10 protein-coding genes are annotated in these 8,109 nt (G+C 41.8%); 8 read left to right on the top strand and 2 right to left on the bottom strand.

Going from position 1 to position 8,109, the window contains the following annotated elements; genetic code table 11:
- Window positions 1-19: 19 nt before the first annotated feature.
- Entirely contained in the window at window positions 20-1,177 is a 1,158-nt protein-coding gene (locus tag CH76_RS12695; protein WP_036147017.1) for an aminotransferase class I/II-fold pyridoxal phosphate-dependent enzyme, read from the bottom strand.
- Between the two features lie 94 nt (window positions 1,178-1,271).
- Here CH76_RS12695 and CH76_RS12690 point away from each other — a divergent pair, with 94 nt between their 5' ends.
- The 4 genes from CH76_RS12690 (at window position 1,272) to CH76_RS12675 (ending at window position 4,364) form a co-directional block, all read left to right on the top strand.
- Window positions 1,272-2,072, top strand: coding sequence for a hypothetical protein (locus tag CH76_RS12690; RefSeq protein WP_036147015.1), 801 nt, complete (start codon window positions 1,272-1,274; stop codon window positions 2,070-2,072).
- Window positions 2,069-2,545, top strand: coding sequence for a GNAT family N-acetyltransferase (locus CH76_RS12685; protein ID WP_051910368.1), 477 nt, complete (start codon window positions 2,069-2,071; stop codon window positions 2,543-2,545). Before CH76_RS12690 ends, CH76_RS12685 begins: the two co-directional genes overlap by 4 nt.
- Before the next feature lie 62 nt (window positions 2,546-2,607).
- Entirely contained in the window at window positions 2,608-4,014 is a 1,407-nt protein-coding gene (locus CH76_RS12680) for a sodium:alanine symporter family protein (RefSeq protein ID WP_036147014.1), read from the top strand.
- A 104-nt stretch (window positions 4,015-4,118) separates the two neighbouring features.
- On the top strand, window positions 4,119-4,364 hold the full coding sequence (locus CH76_RS12675; RefSeq protein WP_036147013.1) for a hypothetical protein: 246 nt from the start codon (window positions 4,119-4,121) through the stop codon (window positions 4,362-4,364).
- Window positions 4,365-4,394: 30 nt separating this feature from the next.
- Here the strand turns inward: CH76_RS12675 and CH76_RS12670 are convergent, their stop codons facing one another.
- Window positions 4,395-5,186, bottom strand: coding sequence for an enoyl-CoA hydratase/isomerase family protein (locus CH76_RS12670; RefSeq protein WP_036147012.1), 792 nt, complete (start codon window positions 5,184-5,186; stop codon window positions 4,395-4,397).
- 165 nt (window positions 5,187-5,351) lie between these two features.
- Here CH76_RS12670 and CH76_RS12665 point away from each other — a divergent pair, with 165 nt between their 5' ends.
- The 4 genes from CH76_RS12665 to CH76_RS12650 are packed head-to-tail and all read left to right on the top strand — an operon-like array spanning window position 5,352 to window position 8,052.
- Window positions 5,352-6,209 (top strand): site-specific integrase, encoded by an 858-nt coding sequence (locus tag CH76_RS12665; protein ID WP_051910367.1) that lies wholly within the window; start codon window positions 5,352-5,354, stop codon window positions 6,207-6,209.
- 13 nt (window positions 6,210-6,222) lie between these two features.
- On the top strand, window positions 6,223-6,624 hold the full coding sequence (locus CH76_RS12660; RefSeq protein ID WP_036147009.1) for a hypothetical protein: 402 nt from the start codon (window positions 6,223-6,225) through the stop codon (window positions 6,622-6,624).
- 16 nt (window positions 6,625-6,640) lie between these two features.
- Window positions 6,641-7,099 carry a RidA family protein gene (locus CH76_RS12655; RefSeq protein WP_036147006.1) on the top strand — a complete coding sequence of 153 codons (459 nt, stop codon included), beginning with the start codon at window positions 6,641-6,643 and terminating at the stop codon, window positions 7,097-7,099.
- 2 nt (window positions 7,100-7,101) lie between these two features.
- The gene (locus CH76_RS12650) at window positions 7,102-8,052 is read left to right on the top strand and encodes a threonine/serine dehydratase (protein WP_036147003.1); all 951 of its coding nucleotides are present in this window, start codon (window positions 7,102-7,104) and stop codon (window positions 8,050-8,052) included.
- Window positions 8,053-8,109 lie beyond the last annotated feature (57 nt).

The raw sequence follows: 8,109 nt of genomic DNA, 5'->3' as shown, positions 1-8,109 counted from the left end.
TCCCAGCCTCTTTGTTGATTTATAGGGTTGCTAAACGTGCAACGGCTTGTTGTAGACGTTCTTTTGGTTGCACAAGTGCTAGACGTAAAAAGCCTTCGCCTGCTGTACCAAATACTGTACCTGGTACAGTAACGACGCCAAGTTTTTCGATTAATTCAAAGGCGAAATCAGTGCAATCCTTGTCATACGGGTATTTTGCCCATACAAACATGCCACCTTGTGACGGGGCAACTTCCCAGCCAATTTGCTCTAAACCTTGCATTAATACTTTATGACGCTCCGAAAATACAGCGCGTAAATTATCTGTAATTGGCTCTGCGTGGTCTAGGGCATAGGCTGCCGCATTTTGGATCGGTTGGAAGATACCAAAGTCCATATTTGATTTAAAATTGCGAATAATCGAAATCATTTCGGCGTTACCTGCAATATAGGCAATGCGTGTACCTGCAAGGCTAAAGCTTTTAGATAGGGAGTTAATTTCCATACCGACATCCATTGCGCCCTCAACTTGTAGGAAGCTAAGTGGTGCATCTCCCTTAAAGTAAAACTCAGAGTAAGCCGCATCATGCAGTACCATAATACTATATTTTTTTGCGAAGGCAACGACTTTAGTAAAGTATGCGATAGATGGCATCGCAGGGACAGGGTTACCTGGTAAATTTAAAATGAGTAGCTTGGCGCGCTGAGCGATGGTTTCAGGGACAGCGTCTAAATCTGGTAAGTAATCATTTTCTTTAGTAAGAGGCATATAGTAGGGTGTTGCGCCAGAGGCATGAATGCCCGAATCATACGCAACATACGCAGGGTTCGTTGTTAAAATTACATCACCTGGATCGCAAAAGGCCATTGGTAAATGAACTAAGCCTTCTTGAGAGCCCATGGTTTGAACAATCTCAGTTGTAGGGTCTAGTGTGACATTACTGCGGCGCTTATAGTAACGTGCAACCGCTTCGTAAAAGTGCTGTGTGCCTGTTAGCGTATAACCGTAAGAAGTGGCTAGTGCGCTTTCTTCCGATAGTAAATTTCTAATGTCTTCGTGTGGCGGGATATCTGGGCTACCTAGACTTAAATCAATTAAGTCTGTTCCGTTCGCCTTTTGTTGGTTGGCAAAGTCTTTTAAATCGCTAAAAATAGATGGTGCGAATAAAGCCATGCGCTTTGCTGGTTCAATATTCAAAAGCTGACACTCCTTACTTAAATTTTCGGACAATTTATCCGAAGTATTGTATTATTATAGCATAACAACTTTATGTGAAAAAGGAGTTTAGTCAATGAAAGTATATTCATTAAGTGGCGCAAGTGGCACAGGCAAAAGCACGAGCGCAGTAGCGTTTGCTCATACGCATAAACTCGACGCCATGATTGATGACGGGCTACTTATTGTGCGAGGTAAACGCGTCGCAGGCACGTCTGCTAAATTCGAAAAAAACACGGTTACTGCCGTACGCCGCGCTATTTTTAATGAGCGCGCACATGCCGAGGAAGTGAAAGCTGCACTTGCTAAATATGAGGTGGACAGCATTTTAGTCATTGGTACGTCTGATAAAATGACGCGTACCATTGCGCAAGCGCTTGAGCTTGGGGAGATTGATCGCTACTTTTATGTAACAGACATCCGTAGTGAAAATGAAATCCGCCGTGCCAAATTTGTACGTGAAACAGAAGGTAAGCATGTTATGCCCGTATCCTCTGACCAAGTGAGCCAAAACTTCTTTAAAAAGTTGATTAAAAAAGGATGGGATATTTTTTCGCCAAAGCGCGTTAAAATCGGCGAAACAACAATCGTTCATCCTGACTTTCATCAACAAACGGTCAATGTACATAAGCGTGTATACCCACAACTTGTGCGCTATATTGCCGAAAACCACCCGCATATTGCGAGAGTAGAGCAGCTTAAAGTGCTAACAACGAGTGAGTTTGTTGTAGAGCTAAAACTCATCTACCAAGCACCTGTACGCTATAACTTGCCTGCAGATATTACCGCACTTCAGCAAAAACTACAGCAAGCCATGCTTACGACTTTTGGCTTTACTGCAGACACCATTAACTGTAAAGTAGGGAAAATCGAATGATTACAATTAATCAAGTAACGGACCCACAAGAAATTGAGTTATTATTTGAAGCTTACCGCGCTTTTTATGACCAAGTACCAACGGAGGCCGCGCGCCAATTTTTGCATGACCGTATTACACAAGGTGAGTCAGTAGCACTTGTCATGAAGGACGGTGGTATGTCCATCGGCTTTGTGCAACTGTATCCTGTGTTTTCGTCTTTGCAGTGTCAAAAGGCTTTTATCTTAAATGACATGTATATGACTGCCGCGTACCGCAATAAAGGCTTAGGTGAACAACTCTTACAAGAAGTTTTTCGCTTTGCTAAAGCACAAGGTGCATGCTACGTCACGCTTGAAACAATGCCCACTAATGCACCAGCAAAGGCACTGTATAAAAAAAGTCGGGATGATAGCAGATATGATGCAGCATTATACAAAGACGTTGTAATTTTCTCGACTTTGTACAAAAAAACATCGAAATACCACGAATAAATAGCGAAATCGCACGCACTCCTTTATACTTTTTAGTATTCTAGAAAAAGGAAGTGCACAACATGGTAGAGACGTTTAACAATGCTGTAGCCGCCATTAATGATTTCCTTTGGAGCTATTTGCTACTCATTTTATTAATGGGCGTAGGCTTGTACTTTTCGTATAAGTTAAAGCTCGTGCAGTTTCGTTTATTTGGCGAAATGATGCGCTTAATTACGAAAGGTTTTGACCGCAAAAAAAGTAATAAGGATAGCATCTCACCATTTAAGGCGTTTTGCATTAGTGCTGCGGCACGTATTGGTATTGGTAACTTAGCGGGGGTAGCTATCGCGATTTATTACGGTGGCCCTGGCGCGATTTTTTGGATGTGGATGATTGCACTCATTGGTGCTGCCACAAGTTTTATTGAATGTACACTTGCACAAATTTATAAAGTGCCAGATGGCGGTTCGTTCCGCGGTGGCCCAGCGTACTATATGGAGCGCGGCATGAATAGCCGAGGCATGGGCATTTGGTTTTCTTTATTAATTACCGTGACGTATGGTTTGATTTTTAACTCAGTGCAGGCCAACACGGTAACTATCGCATTTGAAAATGCCTTTTCGATTGACCGTATGGTAATGGGACTTATATTAGCAGGGCTTGTTGCGGTAATTATTTTCGGGGGTATTCGTAGTATTGCTACGATTTCGTCGTTAATTGTACCGCCAATGGCTATTGTTTATATTGTAGTAGCTTTATTTATTGTTATCACAAATATTACAGTTATGCCTGAAGTATTACTCAGCATTGTAAAAGGTGCTTTTGGTATGGACCAAGTGATTGGTGGCGGTATTGGTGCTGCCATGAAGTTTGGTATTCAGCGTGGGTTATTTGCGACTGAAGCGGGTATTGGTAGCTCACCAAATGCCGCGGCAACAGCCGATGTATCGCATCCTGTTAAGCAAGGTTTAATTCAGGCACTTGGCGTATTTGTCGATACTTTTTTAATTTGTACATCAACTGCATTTATTGTACTATGCTCTGGCGTACACGAAACAACGGATTTAAAAGGCATCGAGCTTACTCAAGCGGCCCTAAGCTCACAAATTGGGCCTTGGGCAAATAGCTTCCTTGCCGTGTTAATTTTCTTATTTGCTTTTAGTTCACTGCTTGGTAACTATTATTACGGTGAAACAAATATTGAATTTATTAAAAAAAGCAAAACAGCTGTATTTATTTATCGCTGTGCAGCAGTAGCTATGATTACGTTTGGTTCTGTCGCAAGTTTAAAACTCGTTTGGGGCTTAGCGGATTTATTTATGGCGCTAATGGTCATGACGAACTTTGTGGCGATTTTATACTTGGCAAAGTATGCGTATGCGGCACTTGTCGATTATATTCGTCAAAAAACAAAAGGACAGGATCCTGTCTTTATTGCTAAAAACATCCCGGGCTTAAAAAACACTGCCTATTGGGATAAAGAATAACGCGTAGTCTCCTTCTTGTAAGGAGACTTTTTAGTTTGTAGTAGTTGCGCGGTAAAAAAGACCATTATTATGGTATAATGGAAGTAAAATAAAGAGGTGCTATGATGATTCGTATTATTGGGGTTTTATTATTACCACTTGCCTTACTATGGGCAATCGTGCGCGTAGTCATTAATTTAGTAAAGGGCGATAAGGTTAACCAAAGTTACACGCCGCTTGATGATATTACAACAGGTACAAAAGAGCTAAAGCGTGACCGCGCACAAGGCGACACGTTAGGTGACCGTGATTATGCGATTATTGCTGAGCAAGAGCAACAACAATCACAAATTCAATTAGAAGAAAAATAAAACAGGATGGGCATAAGCCCACCTGTTTTTTTAATTGTTACGTGTGAAGTTAGGTTGGCGTTTTTCTACAAAAGCTGCACAGCCTTCTGTAAAATCATTACCGACAAATGGTGTCGAGCCTTCCCATAATTTAGGTACACTGTCTACACACTCTTGCACAGATTGCTTTACAGCTAACAGAGAGTCAGGTGACATACCCGCTACTAATTTCCCCATACGAATCATATATTTTTGTAAATCCTTTTCCGCTACTACATAATTTAACATACCTGCACGAAAGGCTTCTTCCGCTTTATACATACGCCCCGTAAAAACAAAATCCTTGGTTGCTGAAGGGCCAATTAGCTGTACTAAGCGTTGCGCAAATTTATTATTTAGCGTAATGCCGAGCTTGCCCACTGGGATGCCCATTTTTGCTTTTTCAGAGCCAATGCGGATGTCACAAGCTAGTGCTAACTCTAAGCCTGCACCCATCGCAGGACCATTAATTACGCCAATCGTTGGGATAGGTAGGCGTTCAATTGTCGAAATCGTGCGTTCCATATGCACAAACGCTTCTTCCGCCTTATCTAATGAAATCGCGTTAAACTCCTTAATATCAGAGCCTGCTGTAAAGTTTTCGCCTTTACCACGAATGAGTAATACTTTATTTTTAGGGTTGTCTAACACTTGCAGTGCAATGGTACGTAGTTGTGCCCACATATTTGCGGTTAATGCGTTTTTCGCCTGTGGTCGAGAAATGGTAATAATGGCTAAGCCCGCCGTCTCCTGATAAATAATTTTTGCTTCCTCTGCCTCTAAGTGTAACGTTTTAACTTGCATGAATAAAACTCCCTTCCTTCTATTATATAACAGTGTAACAGATTTACCGTAAAAATTTTGCTTCACTTATGCCGCTTTTAACGTTTCAAGACAAACTATTTCATTTTTCTCACAATATTTGCTATACTATTATCCGACAAACTATAACGTAAGGAAGGTGACGATATGGTGAGCTTTCAACAAGCTTGGGATGCATTTTTAATTCATTTACGCCAATTAAATATGAGCGAATCTACACAAAAGCAATACGCAATTGATGCTAGACAGTGCGTTGCTTTCGCTAAAGAACACGAGCTAACCTTTGAGGCAGCGACGTATAATGACTTTTTATATACGTACATCAACCATCTAGACGAAGCCTACGAAAAAGAAACAAGCTATAACCGAAAAGTAGCGTGTTTACGCCGCTTCTCACATTTTGCACTACTACGTGAATGGATTACGAGTGAGGCATACCTCAGTATATTAGTGCCAAAAACAGTACCCAAAAAGGAAATTGCCGCACTAAGTGATGACCAACTCAAACGTATTGCGCGTGTTTGGGATCATTACCTTGCGTATGCAGATACAGATGAGCGCTACCGTATCGCACGTCGTAATCAACTAATTGTTACTACTTTTTTAACATTAGGTTGTAAGCCAGCAGAGCTTGTGCGTATGCAATGGCAACATTTACGACATGATGAGCAAAAGGTACGTCTTTTACGGGGTAAAAGTTATCGTGATCTTGAGGTCCCTGCGGATTATTTAATGCTAATGGCCGAGTTTGAATTGGAGCGCACGACGGATTCTTCGTATATTTGGCAAAGTGATGCCAATGTACAAGGTAAACCCATTACTGTTAAAACGGTAGAGCGTATTTTTCAGACCATTTCACAAGACGTGGGCTTTACAGTGCGTGCAACAGATTTGCGCTATGCTGTTATACAACGCGCACAAATAGAAGATGTTCAAGATGCGATTGAGCGCTTCGGCTATGCTCGTAAATGGGTACTTGACGAACGTAAACGTCGCTTAAAATAAGGAGTGTTTTACAATGACAACGATTAATTTATTACAAGCCTATGAGCTACTTGCCTTGCAAGAGGAGTTAAGTAACGAGGAGATTTTACAGCAAGTAAAAGACCAACAAATAGGAGAGTGGGCAACACTCATTAGTGAGTGGCCAATGGAGGAGCTAGCTAAACTTGCGACAGACGAAGCGGCATTCACTCATGCGCTAGCGGGAGATTATAACATTTCGTATATTACAATGCCTGGTTTAACTAATTTATTAGCTAAGCGCTTTGCCTTACAAAAAGGCACAGATTTTATCGTCACAGACAGCGCAATTACGGCGCTTCAACTTACTGATGAGCAACAAGTACAGGTTAGTCAAATGCTATCAAGTAACTGGCAGCTGATTAAAGGGGACAAAGGCTTTACAATTACAATGTAAAAGGGGAGAAGGATGGATGATTGAACAACGTTTACAACAATTAGGGATAACATTACCAGCACCAGCAAAGCCGCTGTTTCATTATGTACCTGTAACAGTGCATAACGGTGTCGCTTATATTAGTGGTCAAGTGCCACGTGTGGACGGCGAAGTGCCTTATACAGGACAGGTTGGGGGAGCTGTTAGTGTGGAGCAGGCACAAGAGCTTGCTGAGGTGTGTGTGCTTAAAGCTTTGAGTGCGCTTAAGGCTGAGATTGGTTCACTTGATAAGGTCGTAAAGGTACTTAAGGTGACAGGTTATGTCCAAACTTCACCGACTTTTTCGGCACCATCTATTGTACTAGATAGTGCGAGTGAGCTATTAACACGTATTTTTGGCGAAGCGGGTCGTCATGCACGCACCGCAGTTGGCGTAGCGCAGTTACCAAGTGATACACCAGTCGAAATTGACTTTATTTTTGCGGTGGAGGGATGACTATGTTAACGAAGCAAAACATTATTGAAGCGCAAGCACGTATTGCGCCTTATATTCATACGACACCATTATTGACATCAGGTCAGCTAAATGCGCGCTGTGGCAATACGATTTACTTAAAAAGTGAGCACCTTCAAAAAACAGGCGCTTTTAAAATTAGGGGTGCAGCTAACAAAGTAACGCAGGCTGTAGCAGATGGCGCAAATTATGTAACAGCCGCTTCGTCAGGTAATCACGGGCAAGCTGTTGCCTATATTGCGCAAGCTTTAGGTATTAAAGCAAAAATTGTAGTACCTGAGGATGCAAGTGCTTGTAAGGTTGGCGCAATTGAAGGTTATAATAGCACTGTCGAAAAATGCGGTTATTTGTCTTCAGATCGTATACCACGGGCAAAAGCCATTGCCGAAGCGGAGAATGGCGTGTTTATTCCACCGTATGATGACCCATTAATTATGGCAGGGCAAGGCACGATTGGGCTCGAAATTTTACAACAACTCGACAACATAGACGCTGTTATTGTACCGATTGGCGGCGGAGGATTAATTTCAGGTATTGCGACAGCCATTAAAGAAAGCAACCCCGCAATCAAAGTCATTGGCGTGGAGCCTGTTAGTGCAAATGATACGTACTTATCACTACAAAACGGCGCCATTACAGCAATTGCAGGTACTACAACGATTGCGGATGGCTTACGCACCATTCAACCAGGAGATTGTACCTTCCCGGTTGTTCAAAAATATGTAGACGAAATTGTACTCGTATCAGAGGAAGAAATCAAAGAAGCCTTTACTTTTGTGTTAGAACGTATGAAACAATTGATCGAGCCTTCAAGCGCAACCGTTATTGCAGCTTGCATGTTTAATAAGCTACCATTCGAAGGTAAAAACATTGTTGCGGTAATTTCAGGTGGCAATGTAGATATGGCTGATTTGTCGAAAATAATAAAAATATGATTTAACCAAAATAAAAACCCGTATATATTTTAATGAACATCAAAAAAGAGGCTGGGA

The sequence above is a fragment of the Lysinibacillus sp. BF-4 genome (genome assembly GCF_000743635.1).
GTDB lineage: Bacteria > Bacillota > Bacilli > Bacillales_A > Planococcaceae > Metalysinibacillus > Metalysinibacillus saudimassiliensis.
Note: the sequence above shows the minus strand (reverse complement) of the source record. Positions and strands in the feature narration are given on the sequence as shown.